Annotated in this window: 13 protein-coding genes; 2 read left to right on the plus strand and 11 right to left on the minus strand. The window is 71.0% G+C overall.

Features of this window, described 5'->3' with window-relative positions; translation table 11 throughout:
• Positions 1-72: 72 nt before the first annotated feature.
• The 9 genes from AMK10_RS27405 to AMK10_RS27445 form a co-directional block, all read right to left on the minus strand.
• Positions 73-888 carry an HAD family hydrolase gene (locus AMK10_RS27405; protein WP_073750775.1) on the minus strand — a complete coding sequence of 272 codons (816 nt, stop codon included), beginning with the start codon at positions 886-888 and terminating at the stop codon, positions 73-75.
• On the minus strand, positions 885-2162 hold the full coding sequence (serS, locus tag AMK10_RS27410) for a serine--tRNA ligase (protein ID WP_073750777.1): 1278 nt from the start codon (positions 2160-2162) through the stop codon (positions 885-887). The genes AMK10_RS27405 and serS overlap by 4 nt, the downstream gene beginning before the upstream one ends.
• 678 nt (positions 2163-2840) lie before the next feature.
• The gene (gene pheA / locus AMK10_RS27415; RefSeq protein WP_073750779.1) at positions 2841-3776 is read right to left on the minus strand and encodes a prephenate dehydratase; all 936 of its coding nucleotides are present in this window, start codon (positions 3774-3776) and stop codon (positions 2841-2843) included.
• A gap of 125 nt (positions 3777-3901) precedes the next feature.
• The gene (gene efeB / locus AMK10_RS27420) at positions 3902-5236 is read right to left on the minus strand and encodes an iron uptake transporter deferrochelatase/peroxidase subunit (protein ID WP_382564614.1); all 1335 of its coding nucleotides are present in this window, start codon (positions 5234-5236) and stop codon (positions 3902-3904) included.
• Positions 5233-7167, minus strand: coding sequence for a copper resistance CopC/CopD family protein (locus AMK10_RS27425; RefSeq protein ID WP_073750783.1), 1935 nt, complete (start codon positions 7165-7167; stop codon positions 5233-5235). Before AMK10_RS27425 ends, efeB begins: the two co-directional genes overlap by 4 nt.
• Positions 7168-7180: 13 nt before the next feature.
• A complete protein-coding gene (locus AMK10_RS27430) occupies positions 7181-7627 on the minus strand; it encodes a copper chaperone PCu(A)C (RefSeq protein ID WP_073750785.1) in 447 nt (148 codons plus the stop codon).
• Positions 7624-8280 carry an SCO family protein gene (locus AMK10_RS27435; RefSeq protein WP_073750786.1) on the minus strand — a complete coding sequence of 219 codons (657 nt, stop codon included), beginning with the start codon at positions 8278-8280 and terminating at the stop codon, positions 7624-7626. Before AMK10_RS27435 ends, AMK10_RS27430 begins: the two co-directional genes overlap by 4 nt.
• 38 nt (positions 8281-8318) lie before the next feature.
• A complete protein-coding gene (locus AMK10_RS27440; RefSeq protein WP_073750788.1) occupies positions 8319-9050 on the minus strand; it encodes a YcnI family copper-binding membrane protein in 732 nt (243 codons plus the stop codon).
• Positions 9051-9155: 105 nt separating this feature from the next.
• Entirely contained in the window at positions 9156-9959 is an 804-nt protein-coding gene (locus tag AMK10_RS27445; RefSeq protein WP_073750790.1) for a hypothetical protein, read from the minus strand.
• A 259-nt stretch (positions 9960-10218) separates the two neighbouring features.
• On the opposite strand from AMK10_RS27445, the gene AMK10_RS27450 reads away from it, so the two are divergent.
• On the plus strand, positions 10219-10812 hold the full coding sequence (locus tag AMK10_RS27450; RefSeq protein WP_073750792.1) for an ATP-binding protein: 594 nt from the start codon (positions 10219-10221) through the stop codon (positions 10810-10812).
• 48 nt (positions 10813-10860) lie between these two features.
• Here the strand turns inward: AMK10_RS27450 and AMK10_RS27455 are convergent, their stop codons facing one another.
• Both AMK10_RS27455 and AMK10_RS27460 read right to left on the minus strand, forming a co-directional pair.
• Positions 10861-12324, minus strand: coding sequence for an aminopeptidase P family protein (locus AMK10_RS27455; protein ID WP_073750794.1), 1464 nt, complete (start codon positions 12322-12324; stop codon positions 10861-10863).
• Between the two features lie 96 nt (positions 12325-12420).
• The gene (locus AMK10_RS27460) at positions 12421-13791 is read right to left on the minus strand and encodes a PP2C family protein-serine/threonine phosphatase (RefSeq protein WP_241839690.1); all 1371 of its coding nucleotides are present in this window, start codon (positions 13789-13791) and stop codon (positions 12421-12423) included.
• A 656-nt stretch (positions 13792-14447) separates the two neighbouring features.
• Between AMK10_RS27460 and AMK10_RS27465 the strand changes: the two genes are divergently transcribed.
• Positions 14448-15131: a bifunctional DNA primase/polymerase gene (locus AMK10_RS27465; protein WP_073751053.1), complete on the plus strand. Its 684-nt coding sequence runs from the start codon at positions 14448-14450 to the stop codon at positions 15129-15131.
• Positions 15132-15262: the final 131 nt, after the last annotated feature.

The following is a 15262-nucleotide window of genomic DNA, read 5'->3' on the forward strand; positions in this document are numbered from 1 at the left end:
ACCGGAACCGGCCCGAAGAACCGGCCCGAAGTGCCCGCCAGGCCGCCGACAAGCGACGAGCGCAGCCCGGCCCTACGAGCGCCGGGCCGTCCTCAGCAGCTCCTCCAGCACCACAGCGATGCCGTCGTGCTCGTTCGACGCGGTGATCTCGTGCGCCACGGCCTTCAGTTCGTCGTGCGCGTTGGCCATCGCCACGCCGTGCTGCGCCCAGCCGAACATGGGGATGTCGTTCGGCATGTCGCCGAACGCCAGTGTGTCCGCCGCCTTGAGCCCCAGGCGGCGGGCGGCCAGGGAGAGGCCGGTCGCCTTGCTGAGCCCCAGCGGCAGGATCTCCACGACACCCGGGCCGGCCATGACCACGTTCACCAGGCTGCCGACGGCCTGCCGCGCCGCCCCGGCGAGGGCGTCGTCGTCCAGCTCCGGGTGCTGGATGTAGACCTTGTTCAGCGGAGCGGTCCACATCTCGGCGGGGTCGTCCATGGAGTGCGTGGGAAGCGGCCCCTCCTGCACTTGGTAGCCGGGGCCGACGAGCACCTCGCCCTCCAGCCCGTCCCGGCTCGCCGCCAGCGCGAGCGGGCCGACCTCCGCCTCGATCTTGGACAGCGCGAGCCCGGCGAGCTGCCGGTCCAGGGTCAGGGAGGTCAGCAGCTTGTGCTCGCCCGCGTGGTAGACCTGCGCGCCCTGGCCGCACACGGCCAGGCCCTCGTAACCCAGGTCGTCCAGGATGTGCCGGGTCCAGGGCACCGCTCGTCCGGTCACGACGATGTGCGCGGCGCCGGCCTCGGTGGCCGCGGTCAACGCCTCACGGGTGCGCTCGGAAACCGTGTGGTCGTCACGGAGCAGGGTGCCGTCGAGGTCCGTGGCGACGAGCTTGTACGGGAAGGTCACTTGGAGACCGGTTCCAGGACCTCGCGGCCGCCCAGGTACGGACGGAGCATCTCCGGCACACGCACCGAGCCGTCGGGCAGCTGGTGGTTCTCCAGGATCGCCACGATCGTGCGGGGTACGGCGCAGAGCGTGCCGTTCAGCGTGGCCAGCGGCTGGACCTTCTTGCCGTCCCGCATACGGACGGAGAGCCGGCGCGCCTGGAAGCCGTCGCAGTTCGACGCGGAGGTCAGCTCGCGGTACTTGCCCTGGGTCGGGATCCACGCCTCGCAGTCGAACTTCCGCGAGGCCGAAGCGCCCAGGTCACCGGTGGCGACGTCGATCACCTGGAACGGCAGCTCCAGGCCCGTGAGCCACTGCTTCTCCCAGTCGAGGAGCCTGCGGTGCTCGGCCTCGGCGTCCGCCGGGTCGACGTACGAGAACATCTCGACCTTGTCGAACTGGTGCACACGGAAGATGCCCCGGGTGTCCTTGCCGTACGTGCCCGCCTCGCGGCGGAAGCAGGGCGAGAATCCGGCGTACCGAAGGGGCAGCTTGTCGGCGTCGATGATCTCGTCCATGTGGTACGCCGCGAGGGGGACCTCCGACGTGCCGACCAGGTAGTAGTCGTCCTTCTCCAGGTGGTACACGTTCTCCGCGGCCTGGCCGAGGAAGCCCGTGCCCTCCATGGCGCGCGGGCGGACCAGCGCGGGGGTCAGCATGGGGATGAAACCGGCCTCGGTGGCCTGCGCGATCGCCGCGTTGACCAGGGCGAGCTCCAGCAGGGCGCCGATGCCCGTCAGGTAGTAGAAGCGCGATCCGGAGACCTTGGCGCCGCGCTCCATGTCGATGGCGCCCAGCGCCTCGCCGAGCTCCAGGTGGTCCTTGGGCTCGAAGCCCTCGGCGCCGAAGTCACGGATGGTGCCGTGCGTCTCCAGGACGACGAAGTCCTCCTCGCCGCCGACCGGGACGTCCTCGTGGACGACGTTGCCGAGGAGCAGGAGCAGGCGCTTGGCCTCGGCGTCGGCCTCGTCCTGGGCGGCGTCGGCGGCCTTGACCTCGGCCTTCAGCTGATCGGCCTTCTTGAGGAGCTCGGCGCGCTCCTCGGGGGTGGCCTTGGGGATCAGCTTCCCGAGCGACTTCTGCTCGGAGCGGAGTTCGTCGAAGCGGACGCCGGACGACCTGCGCAGCTCGTCGGCGGAGAGCAGGGCGTCGACGAGCGCGACGTCCTCTCCACGGGCGCGCTGGGAGGCGCGAACACGGTCGGGGTCCTCACGGAGCAGGCGAAGGTCAATCACCCCTCAAGGCTACCGGTGCGGCCGTCCGCTGCTCGAACCGATATCGACGAGCGTGGCGCTTTGCCCGAATTGCCGGAATCAATAATCCTGGGGGGAATCATGGCCGGGGCGGGCGGCGGCGATCGTCAATAAAAGGGTCGCATCGCCCCGAAAAGGGAACAAGCGCATCCACGGTTTGACGGGTTGAGTGCATCACCGGTGCGCGCGCGGGGAGTTGAGGGTCCCGGCTGGAGCGTGTTGTCCACAGGTGTTGCGTGATCCAATTAGTTATCCACAGGCTGTGAAGAAGATCTGTGGATGCCGGAAGGGATCGTTCCGAAACCGGCGCTATGGGGCATGGGGTCGCTACTCAAACCTCCCCCACGCACTCATTCGGGTGGGTATTCCTCGTTTCAAAGAGTTGATCTACGGAATTGGAGTGACACGGGGGGAGCTGTGGCGTCCTGGGGGATCCGGGTCACCTGGGCGATTTGTCGACCATGTCTTGTTGCGGTGTCGACTTGTCCCCAGGGGGAGTCACTGCCCTGTGGATAACTCTGTGTGAAACGGCAATCCGACGATAGGACCGGCTTTCCGGTCCGGTGGATACGCCCCTGGAAGCCCTCCGGCCCCTGGCCCAGCCTTTGGCGCAGTGCGTCACCCCCTGGCCCCCCGGGGCTCAGCCTTCGCCTCGGTGCGTCAGATCCGTCCGTCCTGGCTCCGGGCCAGCCAGTCGGACGCCTCCGAGAAGTCCCTGTCCGACGTCCCGGTCCGCAGCGCCCTCACCTCGTCGGGTGTCACCCCGGCACGCGGGTACGAACCCAGGAAGCGCACCTTCGGGCAGATCCGCTTCAGCCCCATCAGAGCCTCGCCGACCCGGCGGTCCGCGATGTGTCCTTCGGCGTCCACGGCGAAGCAGTAGTTCCCGATGCCCTCGCCGGTGGGCCGGGACTGGATCAGCATGAGGTTGACCCCGCGTACGGAGAACTCCTGGAGCAGTTCGAGGAGGGCGCCCGGGTGGTCGTCCCCGAGCCAGATGACCACGGAGGTCTTGTCGGCCCCGGTGGGCGCGGACGGCCTGGCCGGGCGCCCCACCAGGACGAAGCGGGTCTGGGCGTTCTCCGCGTCGTGGATCTCCGTCACCAGCGGTTCCAGCCCGTAGGTCGCCGCGGCGAACTCACCGGCGAAGGCGGCGTCGTAGCGCCCCTCCTGGACCAGCCGGGCACCGTCCGCGTTCGAGGCCGCCGACTCCCACAGGGCGTTGGGCAGATGGGCCGTCATCCAGTTCCGCACCTGGGGCTGCGCGGCGGGGTGCGCGGTGACGGTCTTGATGTCCGCCAGCTTCGTGCCGGGGCGGACCAGCAGGGCGAAGGTGATGGAGAGCAGCACCTCGCGGTAGATCATCAGCGGTTCGCCGGTGGTCAGCTCGTCGAGAGTCGCGCTGATCCCGCCCTCGACCGAGTTCTCGATGGGGACGAGCGCAGCCGCCGCCTCCCCGTTGCGCACCGCGTCCAGCGCGGCCGGCACCGAGACCATCGGGACGAGCTCGCGGGTGGCGGCTTCCGGGAGGGTGCGGAGGGCCACCTCGGTGAAGGTGCCTTCAGGGCCGAGATAGGCGTAACGCGTGGCTGACATACGGTCACCCTAAAGGCCCGCAGCAGTCCGGCCGCACGTCTCGCACCACCCGCACGCGCCGTCGCACGCCCGCCCGTGCGGAGCACACGTCTCTCTCCGTCGGAGCACGCCCGCCCGTGCGTGCCTCACGCTTCCAGCAGGCGCTGCCCCACGTACTCCCCGGCTGCGGCGCCCCCCGGCACGGCGAAGAGACCGCTCGCCTCGTGCCGGATGAACGGGGAGAGCGCGTCCCCCCGGTCGAGTTTGCGCTGGACGGGGATGAAGCCCTTGAACGGATCGGCCTGCCAGCAGATGAAGAGCAGCCCGGCGTCCGGGGTGCCGTCGTCCGAGAGGCCGTCGTGGTACGAGAACGGGCGGCGCAGCATCGCGGCGCCGCCGTTCTTCTCGGGGGAGGAGATCCGGGCGTGGGCGTTTGCGGCGATCAGCAGCTTTCCGTCCGGTCCGGCCTTGTCCAGGTTCATCGCCGTCGTCTCCGAGCCACCGCTCAGCGGCGCCCCGTCTGCCTTCCGCCGCCCGATGATCTGTTCCTGGCGCTTGACCGTGAGCTCTTCCCAGTCGTCCAGGAGCATGCGGATCCGGCGTACGACGGCGTACGAACCACCCGCCATCCAGGAGTCCGCCGACGAGCCGCCGGACGGCACGAAGATCCGCTCGTCGAAGTCGCTCTCGGCCGGCTTCGGGTTGTTGGTGCCGTCGACCTGGCCCATCAGATTGCGTGCGGTCATCGGCCGGTCCGTGGCGCCCGGGGTGCGGTTGAAGCCGTTCATCTGCCAGCGCACCCGGGCGGCCGAGCCGGCCTCCTTCTGGAGGGCGCGCAGCGCGTGGAAGGCGACGAGCGCGTCGTCCGCGCCGATCTGTACCCAGAGGTCGCCGTCGGAGCGCTTGGCGTCGAGCTGGTCGGAGGAGAAGGCCGGCAGCGGGTCGAGGGCGGCCGGCCGGCGGTCGGTCAGGCCGGTGCGCGTGAAGAAGGTGCGTCCGAACCCGAAGGTGACGGTCAGGGAGGACGGCCCGGCGTCCAGGGCCACCCCGGTGTCGTGCCCCCTGCCGCTCTCCGCCTGCTCACCGGCCATCAGCGCTGCCGCCACGGCCGACCAGCGGCGCATCAGGGCGGCGGCCTCCTTGCGCCCCGCACCGGCCGCCAGGTCGAAGGCGACCAGGTGCCCGCGGGCCTGAAGCGGAGTGGTGATCCCCGCTTGATGTTTCCCGTGAAACATCGCCTCGGTCGAGCCGACCGTGGTCAGAGCGGCCGGCTCGGCGTCGCGGGTCGCGGCGTAGCCGCCCGCGCCGCCCGCCGCGCCCAGGACGAGTCCCGCCGCACCGGCCGCTCCCGCGGTGCCGATCAGCCGCCGCCGGGAGACGGCCCCGGTCCCGCCGCCGTCCGGACCGGAGCCGCCGCGACGGGCGGCGTCCGCGGTGCCGTGCCCCGTGGGGGCGTCCTTCTTCTTGCTCACCCTGCTCAGCCGATCTTCACGTTCTTGTTGATGGTTGTCTGGTCGATGTCCGACGTCCGCACCGTGACCGCGACCTTCCAGTCGCCAGCCATCGGGATCTGCACGTTGCTCGCCGTCCAGTGCCCCGCGGTGAGGCGGTCCGGGACGACCGGCAGCGGTCCGATGTCCTTGGACTCCAGGGTGAAGGCGAGTTTCACCTCGGGTACGTCCAGCGGGCTGTTGTCGGGCCCGTCGACCCAGAGGTGCACGCTGTTGGAGCCGGTTCCGCCGGGCGTGATGTCCAGGCGCACCGTCCCCTTGCCGTTCTGGCCGGCGGTGTCGAAGGGAATGGTCAGGTTCACCTGCCCGCCGGTCACGGGCGCGGTCGTCGCCGTGGTGCCGGCGCGGGCCGCCTCCTCCTCGGTGCGGCCGGGTTCGGTGGACGTCAGGATCGTCGTGACGGCGAGGAGCACCACGGCGATGCCCGTCTCCACCAGCACCGAACGCCGCAGCCCCGCACGGTCCGGATCGGCGTCGCGGGCGCGCTTCTCCTTCGTCGCCGTCAGGACGGCGCGCTGCCGGGCGAGCTGGGCGGCCCGCTCCGGAGCGACCTCCTCGGCGGGTGTCTCCTCCTCGGCCGGGTCGTCCGCCACGTCCTGCGGAACGTCCGCCGCGACCGGCTCCCCCGCCCCGGCGCGCTCGGTCAGACGTGCCGTCCACCGCCGGGATATCCATGCCACCCCGACGAGTACGGCGACGAGCGCCACCTTGAGGAGCAGCAGTTGCCCGTACCGGGTGCCCGTCAGCGCGGACCACGAGCCGACCTGCCGCCAGGACTGGTAGAGCCCGGTCGCCGTGAGGACGAGCACACTGGCGAACGCCAGGCGTGAGAACCGCCGTACGGCGTCGCCGGTGATGTCGGGCGTCCGGTACAGCGCGACCAGCAGCGCGGCGAGTCCGCCCAGCCAGCTCGCGACGGCGAGCAGGTGGAGCACGTCGACGGGCATCGCGATACCCGGCTGGATACCCGTGGACGCGTGCTCGGCCAGCGCCCACGTGCCGGCGATCCCGGCGGCGATGACCGCACCGCCGATGGCGAGGCCGAAGGTGAGGTCCTGCTTCTCCCTCTGGTCCTCGCGCTTGGCGTACGCCCCGAAGAGGACGGCGATGAAGAGCGCGGAGGCTCCCAGGAGCAGCAGCCGGGAGACCAGTGCCGCTCCCGGCTTGGTGTCGAGCACGGTCTGCAGGCCGTCGAGGTCGAAGGCGTCCGCGAGCTTGCCGGAGCCGGTGTACGGGTTGCGCAGGAGCAGCATGGCCAGCGTCGCCGCCGTGAGCGTGACCCAGCCGCGCACGACGAGACGCTGGAGCGGCCGTGCGCCCGCCCCTCGCTGCCAGCAGGCGAGCACGAAGGCGGAACCGCCCGCGAGCAGGATGAATCCGGCGTACGCGGCGTAGCGCGCGATGTCGTAGAGGGCCCCGACGAGACCGCCGCCCGCCTCGCCGGAGGGGAGCGACACCGTCGTCTCCGAGGGCGCTCCGACCGAGAAGGTGAAGGCGCCGGCGATCGGATGGCTGTCCGCGGAGACGGCCTGCCAGGCGACGGTGTACGTGCCGTCGGGCAGCCCGCTGTGGAGCTGGACTCCGTACCGCACGGCGCCGCCGCTCGTGAGGTCACGGGGAGCGCCGGCGTCGGCACGCTTCCCGCTCGGGTCGAGGACCCGGATCGAGTCGTCGCCCATGGCGATCTGTTCGGAGAAGGTGAGGGCGATCTCCTCGGGTGCGGTGGCGACCACCGCCCCGTCCTGCGGGTCGCTCCCGGTGAGCGCGGCGTGCGCGGACGCGGGGCTCGCGCCCGCCAGCACCATGCCGAACAGCAGGCTGATCAGCGCGGCGAGGAGCGCGACCGCGGCGAGCGGCCGTCGTATCGGGGAGGGCCCGAAGTGCGGGGCGGTGGCTGTCATGGGTGTCAGTACCTCACTGCTTCTTCGGGTTGTAGGTGGTCTCCTTCACGGGAATGTCGACCGTGATGGGGTCGGCCTTCTCGAAGTGCAGCTCCACGGAGACCGTCTCTCCCTGCTTGGGCTGCTTCTTGAGGTCGCTGAACATGATGTGGCTGCCGCCGCGTTCCAGGTCGAGCTCACCACCGGCCGGCACCTCGAAGGAGGAGACCATCCGCATGGTCTGGTTCCGCGTCTCGTGGATGGAGACGTGGTCCGAGAGCGCGCTGGTCACCGAGGTGAGCCGGTCGGTGGCTCCGCCGCTGTTCTTCACGAGGAGGAAACCGGCCGCCATGTCGCTGACGGGCTGCGGCATGAACGCCCCGGTCACCTCCAGCCGCGGTGAGCTGTCCGAGGAACACGCCGTCAGCGCCAGCCCGGTGGTGAGGGCCAGGACGCCGGCGACGGCGGTACGGCGGTTCACGGGGTCTCCCCCTCGACGAGCTTGGGGAGGTCCTTGGTGTAGTCCTCCGCCGTGGTGTCCTCGCTGTAGAGCACGTACCCCTTGTCGGTCTTCGGGGAGAACGCGATGACCTGGGCGCCGTGCATCGAGACGATCGTGCCGTCCTTCTCCTTCTTCGGAGCGTCGATGCCGATGCCGATCTGCCGTGCTCCCGCCTGGATGGTCGGGAAGTCGCCGGTGAGGCCGGTGAAGTCGGGGTCCTGCGCCTTCAGCCAGCTGCCCAGTGACGCGGGGGTGTCCCGCTCGGGGTCCGTGGTGACGAAGACGACCTGGAGCTTCTCCTGGTCGGCCGCGGGCAGGGCCCGCTTGGCGATGGCGATGTTGCTCATGGTCAGCGGGCACACGTCGGGGCAGTTGGTGTAGCCGAAGTAGATGAGTACCGGCTTGCCCTTGGTCTGCTCGCGCAGGTCGTACTTCTTGCCGTGGGTGTCGGTGAGGACGAGGTCCGGCTTGGTGAACGGCTGGTCGAGCACGGTCGCGGGCTTGGAATCGGTCTCGGTGGAGACCTCGGCGACGGAGGTGTCCGCCGAGTCGCCGCCGCTGCCGCAGGCCGACAGGGTCAGTGCGGCCACGGCGGCGAGCGCCGCGGCCAGCACCTTCTTCTTGCTGTGCATGGAGAACTGGTTCCTGGTCTGTGTGGCGGTGGGTGGGGTCAGGCGGCGCGCCGGCGGCCGGCGAGCACGCCGAAGGCGACGCCGGCGACACCGATGACGATGCCGACGATGCCCAGGACGCGGGCGGTGCTGTCGCTCGTGGAGGAGGCCGTGTCGTCCGAGGACGCCTTCGTCTCCTTCGCCGTCGCGGCCTCACCGCTCTTGTCGTCGGCGGCGGCGCCGTGGGCGTCAGCCGTCGCGGCGGTCAGGGCGAGGACGGGCGCGGGGCTCTCGGGCTCCTCCCCGCCCTCGGGGGTCTCCTCGATCCAGCGCACGACTTCCTTGTTGCTGTACGTCTGGAGCGCCTTGAAGACCAGCTGGTCGGTGTCCTCGGGAAGCTGCCCGAGGGAGAGCGGGAACTGCTCGAAGAAGCCGGGCTCGATGCCGCTGCCGTCAGCGGTCCAGGTGACCTTGGAGACGGCTTCGTTGATCTTCTTGCCGTGCACGTCGAGCGGCTCGGCCAGCTTGCTCTTGGTGACGGCGATCTTCCAGCCGGGCACCGGCTGCGCGCTGACGGAGGCCAGCGGGTGGTCCGTCGGGAAGCTGACCTCGAGCTTGACGGTGGAGGCGTTGTCACGCTCGTTGGGGACCTTGAAGTTGACGGTGGCGTAGCCGCCCTGGGCGGCCTCGCCCTGGGGCTGCACGCTGACGTGCGCGGACGCCGGGCCCGCGAGCAGGAGGACGGTGGACGCGGCGACGCCGGCGGCGATGGCGATGCGGGAAACGTTCATGGCAGGGATCACTCCACAGGACACGAGGAAAAGGTGGTCCGGCGCGCGGACGCGCGACGGCATCACGACCACCTCCTCACCGGAGTCCCCGGCAGAGGGGCCGCGTCAGGCTGCGCGTACGTATACGGGCGGCGGCCCGCGCCTGATCACCATGTGCTGAAGAGGGTCCCCGCAGGCGGGCGCCGGAGCGTCCGCGGCGGTACGGGGACGGAGCGGCCCGGTCGTGGACCGCCCCGGAAGTCCCGCACGCAGCACGCGTACGAGTGCCATGGCCGCCCGCAGTGCCCGGAGCCTGGCTCCGGCCGCGAGCTCCCGTCCGCCCTGGGCCGAGAGCCTGGCGAGCCGGAAGAGCGCGATCTCACCGCGGCGCAGCAGCCAGCCGGTGGCGAGGGCGGCGAGCAGGTGCCCCAGGAACATCCCCAGGCTGGGCAGGCAGGCCAGCAGGGTGGCCGGCGCCATGGGGTCGGCCGCGGAGGCCAGATGGGTGTGGCCCTGGGCGACCGTCCCCGGGTCGATGCCCGCGGCGGTCACGATGCGATGGGCGTCACCGGTGCTCAACTGCCCGGGCCGCTCTCCGCATACGAGCCCGGCGGCGAACCGGACCAGCGACTCGTCCCCACCGGGCGCCGCGGAAGCGGCCGTGTGCCGTCCGAGCCCGAAGAGGACGTGCAGGGCGACCTGTCCGGCCGCGAGCGCGGCGGTGATCGAGAGCAGGGTCCGCTCACGTCCCGCGAGCGCCGCCGCGACGGCGAAGACGCCGAGGAAACCGGCGAGCAGGGTCCACCCGGAGACCCCCATGCCCCCGGCGAGACCGTGTCCCGCGGCGGCGAGCACGACGCAGACCGCGGTGAACACCGCGGTCCTCAGGAGCCGCATACCGGCTCCGGCGCGTGCGAGAGGCATAGACATGGCCGGGTCATCATCCCACTGGGCACCCCGTCCCCGTACGGCAGGTCCGGAAGGTCGGCATCCGTCCCCATCGGGGAGTGATCGGACGGTGTTGCGCCTGTTCATGGGCGCCCCGCGCGCCTGTTCCCACCGGACATACACCGGCGAACGGAATATTCGCATCCGCCGAATGAGCGCTGTCACAGCGGATAGGCGCTTACGAAGCGCCCAACAAGGCAATACGTAACGGTATGTCGAGCCGCAGCCAGGAGGCTGGAGCATGAGCATGTGGTGGTCACTCCATTTGCGGCGCGAAGCTGCGAGCGTCCCGCTCGCCCGTCGTTTTCTGCTCGGCACCATGGAGACCGCGGGGGTGGATCCGGACATCTCCTACGACCTCTCGGTCGCGCTCAGCGAAGCCTGTGCGAACGCCGTCGAACACGGCGGCGACCGACAGGACGCGGGTGGGGCCGGATCCGTCGGCCCCGGACTCCCCGGCGACGAGCAGCCCGGACACGCCTGCGGGCAGTACCGGGTCACCGCTTATCTGGACGGCGAGAAATGCCGCATCGAAGTCGCCGACTCGGGGCCCGGTTTCCCCGCCCGGCGCACGCTTCGCACCGCCGCACAGCCGTCCGCCGGGCATCCGGCGGATCCGCAGCCGTCCGCCGCCCAGCCGGCGGACGACGCGTCGCACGCGCGCATGGCGCCGCGCCCTCACCCTCCGGCCTCGGCCGAGAGCGGCCGGGGACTCTGCCTGATCGAGGAGCTCGCCGATCACGTCCACTTCGGCAACCGTCCGGGGCACGGCGCGGTGGTGAGCTTCGACAAGGTCCTGAAATGGCGTGAGGGCGCGCTGCTCATGGTGTCCTGAGCGGCGCGCCCTCCGGCGCTCGTGGCGCGGTCGCCCGCGCCGGCGTCGTCAGCCCTTGAGGCCGGCCATCCATGCCTCGACCTCGTCGGCACGGCGCGGCAGCGCGGCCGAGAGGTTCCTGTTGCCGTCCGCGGTGACGAGGATGTCGTCCTCGATCCGGACGCCGATGCCCCGGTACTCCTCGGGCACGGTCAGGTCGTCGGCCTGGAAGTACAGACCGGGCTCGACGGTGAGGCAGACCCCGGGCTCCAGGATGCCGTCGACGTACGCCTCGGTGCGCGCGACGGCGCAGTCGTGGACGTCCATGCCGAGCATGTGGCCGGTGCCGTGCAGCGTCCAGCGGCGCTGGAGGCCCAGCTCCAGGACCTTCTCCACGGTCAGGTCGCCCAGCAGGCCCCACTCGACCAGCTTCTCGGCGAGGACCCGCTGCGCGGCGTCGTGGAAGTCGCGGAAGGCGGCGCCGGGCTTCACGGCCGCGATGCCCGCCTCCTGGGCCTCGTACACCGCGTCGTAGATCTTGCGCTGGAGCGGTGTGAACGTGCCGTTGATGGGAAGCGTGCGGGTCACGTCGGCGGTGTAGAGCTCGTTGGTCTCCACGCCCGCGTCGAGCAGCAGGAGCTCGCCGGCGCGGACCGCGCCGTCGTTGCGGACCCAGTGCAGCGTGGTCGCGTGCGGGCCGGCGGCGCAGATCGAGCCGTAGCCGATGTCGTTGCCGTCGACGCGGGCGCGCAGGAAGAAGGTGCCCTCGATGTAGCGCTCGCTCGTGGCCTCGGCCTTGTCGAGGACCTTCACGACGTCCTCGAAGCCGCGCGCCGTGGCGTCGCAGGCCTTCTGCAGCTCGGCGATCTCGAAGGCGTCCTTGACCAGACGGGCCTCGGAGAGGAAGACGCGCAGCTCCTCGTCGCGCTCCGCGGTGACCTTGTCGGTCAGGGAGGCCTCGATGCCGGCGTCGTGGCCGCGGACGTTGCGCACCGGTCCGGTGGCCTCCGCCAGCGCGGCGGGGAGTTCACGGACGTCCTTCGCCGGGATGCCCAGCAACTGCTCGGCCTCGGTGAGGGAGTGGCGGCGGCCGACCCAGAGCTCGCCCTGACCGTCGAGCCAGAACTCGCCGTTCTCGCGGTCGGAGCGGGGCAGCAGATAGACCGTCGCCTCGTGCCCGTCACCGGCCGGCTCCAGCACCAGGACGCCGTCCTGGGTCAGGTCGCCGGTGAGGTAGGCGTATTCGGTGGAGGCGCGGAAGGCGTACTCGGTGTCGTTGGAGCGGGTCTTCAGGTTGCCCGCGGGCACGACGAGCCGCTCGCCGGGGAAGCGCGCGGAGAGCGCGGCGCGGCGGGCGGCGGTGTGCGAGGCCTGGGCGATCGGCTCCAGGCCGTGCAGCTCGGTGTCGGCCCAGCCGGACTTCATGTTCTCGGCGAGCTCATCGGAAATGCCCGGGTACAGGCCGTTCTTCCGCTGCTTGATCGGCTCTGCTTCGGCTTCTTCCGGGGTCTCCGGGATGAGCGCGTCAGACACGTTTGTCCTCCTTGTACGACACTGGGCCCCCTCCATCGTACGGGCGTACGGAAGGGGGCCCAGGGCCGGAAGACCTCTTACAGCTCCGGCACGGCCTCAGTCGAAGCGCGCGGCCAGGACGACGACGTCCTCGCTGCCGTCGCTCAGGCCGTGGCCACCGGGCAGGACGGTGTTCAGGATGTGGTCGGCGACGGCCCCGGGATCCTGGCGCATTGCCTTCGGCACTCCGGCGGCAGCCGCGTGCAGCCGTGCGAACGCCCGGTCCATGGAGTCGCCGGTGCGGCGCAGCAGCCCGTCGGTGTAGAGCAGCACCGTTTCTCCTGCCCGGGGCGTGAACTCCACGCTCGGTGCCTCCCAGCAGGACAGCATGCCCAGCGGAGCGGAGAGCGTGGTCTCCACGAACTCGGTGCGCCGGTCGCCGATCACCAGAGGCGGGGTGTGGCCGGCCCCGGCGAACAGGATCGTGCGCCGGTCGGGCTCGCAGTACGCGTAGAGGGCGGTCGCCGCGCGGGAGGGCTCGGTCAGCCGGAGCAGCAGTTCGAGGTCGGAGAGTACGGCGACGGGGTCCTCGCCCTCCATCACGGCGTAGGCCCGCAGCCCGGCGCGGAGCCTGCCCATGGCGGCCAGGGCCGTCGGCCGGGAGCCGCCGACCGAGCCGACGGCCAGGCCCAGCGCGTTGTCCGGGAGGGGCAGCGCGTCGTACCAGTCGCCGCCGCCCCCGGGCGCGGCCCGACGGCGGGCGGCCAGCCGCACTCCGGGAATCCTGGGGAGCCTGCTGGGGAAGAACTCCTCGGCGATGACGGCGGCATCCGCCCTCGCGCGTTCCAGTTCGAGCAGGCGGGCCAGGTGTTCCGCGGCGTAGCGGCCGTACACCCCGACGAGATGGCGCTGGCGCTCCAGTGGTTCCGCCGGTTCGTCGTACAGCCAGACGGCCACGCCGAGGCGCCCGGCCGTCCCGGTGGAGAGGGGCAGCGCGTAACTGGCGGCGTATCCGATCCGGGCGGCCACCTCGCGGGCGCGGGGGTCGAGAGCGGTGTCGCCGAGGATGTCGGGGCTGGCCAGTGGGGCGCCGGTGTCCGGGTGGCCGTCGAGGAAGAGGCCGTACGGGGTGGCGCGGCGCGGGACCGTCTCGATGTGCCCGAGCTCGGCGTGGCTGAGGGCGAGACCGATCGTGCGGGACGGCCCGCCGCCGTCGGCGGGTTCGAGGACGAGGAACCCGCGGCCGGCCCCGACGAGGGCGGCTCCGGCACTCAGGAGTTCATGGAGGGCGCCGTCCAGAGTGCTCGTTCCGGCCAGACGCTCGGTGAGTTCGTGCAGCGTGGTCAGGTCGGAGACCCAGCCCGCCAGCCGGTCCTGGATGAAGGCTCCGGGCGCGGAGAGCGCACCCTCCGGAGGCACGGCAGTGTGCGTTGAAACGGGAACCATGGGATCGATTCCAGCCACTTTCGGAAGATGCGGGGCGCTCATGGCAGTCGGCTTTCCGACCGGTGCTTTGTGTCGAATAGCATCGCAAACCCCCATGTCGTGCTGCGCCGATCTCGGTGCAACCACATGTACACGCCCCCACATGTACACGTACAAGTAACGCGATGTCCAGCATTGTCCTTACGATATTTATGGTGTCCGTGGCAGTGTTAACTTGGCCAAAAAATGCACCCCCGGGCGGCTATTTGCGGTCGACTGGGTGTGCTCGACAGGGGGCACCCTCGGGGTGAAATGCCGGAGGGAGCGTCATCCCGGGCATGCTGGGTACGTAATCACTGGACGGCACAGAGGCAGTTGTGACCGCCCAGGAACCCGACAGCGCGCCCGAACGTCCTCAACGATGACGGCCGCCCGCCCGCCCCCGAGTGGCGGGGATGCACAAGGGACGGCACGCGCGATGCGCACGCCGACCGCGCGATGTATTGACTGGACTCGGCTCGGTTCAACTCTGTTCGACTCGGCTCAGCTCCATTCTGTTCGGTTCCACTCTGCTCCGCTCGGCTCACGCTCGGCACCGACTACTCGTCCGTACCGCAAACCCGATGAGCAAGCACGCACAGCGAAGAGACGCACACGTGGTGTAACGAACACGTGGTGTGATGTGGACCTCGGCGTTCAACGGAAAGGAACGAGCGCTCATGCGCGAGATCCTCGGAAGGCGACGCAGGCACCGGCCCCGGCGCAAGGCAAGCTCCGCCCGGCTCGACGCGGCGCTGACCTGCGCCACCGCCTGGAAATGGCCCGTGCTCCCCGGAGCGGGGCTGGCGACGACAGGTGTACGCGGCGAACGCGGCCGTGACTGCGCCTGTCCCGACCCCGAGTGCGCCGTACCCGGCGCACACCCCTTCGATCCCGGTCTCCTCGCGGCGACCACCGACGCCCGCATGGTGCGCTGGTGGTGGACCAACCGGCCCACCGCCCCCGTCGTCCTGGCGACCGGCGGCCGGGCGCCGTGCGCGCTGAGCCTGCCCGCCGTGGCGGGTGCCCGAGCGCTGGCCGCGCTCGACGGAATGGGACTGCGGCTCGGCCCCGTGGTGGCGACGCCCACCAGATGGTCGCTGCTGGTCGCCCCGTACACCCTGGAGCGGCTCGGTGAGCTGCTCCACGCGAAGGACTGGGTGCCCAGCTCCCTGCGGTTCCACGGGGAGGGCGGCTATCTCGTGCTGCCCCCGTCCGAGATCGGTACGGGGCAGGTGCGCTGGGAGCGCGCGCCCGAGGCCGGCGAGGCCGCGCCGTGGCTTCCCGATGTGGAATCCGTCCTGGACGCGCTCGTCGAGGCGAGCAACAGCGCCCCGGACGGCGGCAGCCGGCTCGCGTACTGAGGCGAGCGGCTCGCGTACGGGGTGGCGGTCGGCTCACGTACAAAAGGCGGTCGGCTCGGGCGCCGAGTGGCCGTGGGGCCGGGCGCCGAAGCGCGGCAGGCGCGAAGACGCGGGAACAACGGGCGGCTCAC

The organism is Streptomyces sp. CB02058 (assembly GCF_001905505.1).
Lineage (GTDB): Bacteria > Actinomycetota > Actinomycetes > Streptomycetales > Streptomycetaceae > Streptomyces.

Excerpts from the sequence above, each read along its gene's own strand:
- AMK10_RS27435 (WP_073750786.1), bottom strand. The coding sequence starts at position 8,280 with ATGCACAGCAAGAAGAAGGTGCTGGCCGCGGCGCTCGCCGCCGTGGCC.
- AMK10_RS27460 (WP_241839690.1), bottom strand. The coding sequence starts at position 13,791 with ATGAGCGCCCCGCATCTTCCGAAAGTGGCTGGAATCGATCCCATGGTT.
- AMK10_RS27465 (WP_073751053.1), top strand. The coding sequence starts at position 14,448 with ATGCGCGAGATCCTCGGAAGGCGACGCAGGCACCGGCCCCGGCGCAAG.
- AMK10_RS27450 (WP_073750792.1), top strand. The coding sequence starts at position 10,219 with ATGAGCATGTGGTGGTCACTCCATTTGCGGCGCGAAGCTGCGAGCGTC.
- AMK10_RS27445 (WP_073750790.1), bottom strand. The coding sequence starts at position 9,959 with ATGTCTATGCCTCTCGCACGCGCCGGAGCCGGTATGCGGCTCCTGAGG.
- AMK10_RS27425 (WP_073750783.1), bottom strand. The coding sequence starts at position 7,167 with ATGACAGCCACCGCCCCGCACTTCGGGCCCTCCCCGATACGACGGCCG.
- AMK10_RS27440 (WP_073750788.1), bottom strand. The coding sequence starts at position 9,050 with ATGAACGTTTCCCGCATCGCCATCGCCGCCGGCGTCGCCGCGTCCACC.
- pheA (WP_073750779.1), bottom strand. The coding sequence starts at position 3,776 with ATGTCAGCCACGCGTTACGCCTATCTCGGCCCTGAAGGCACCTTCACC.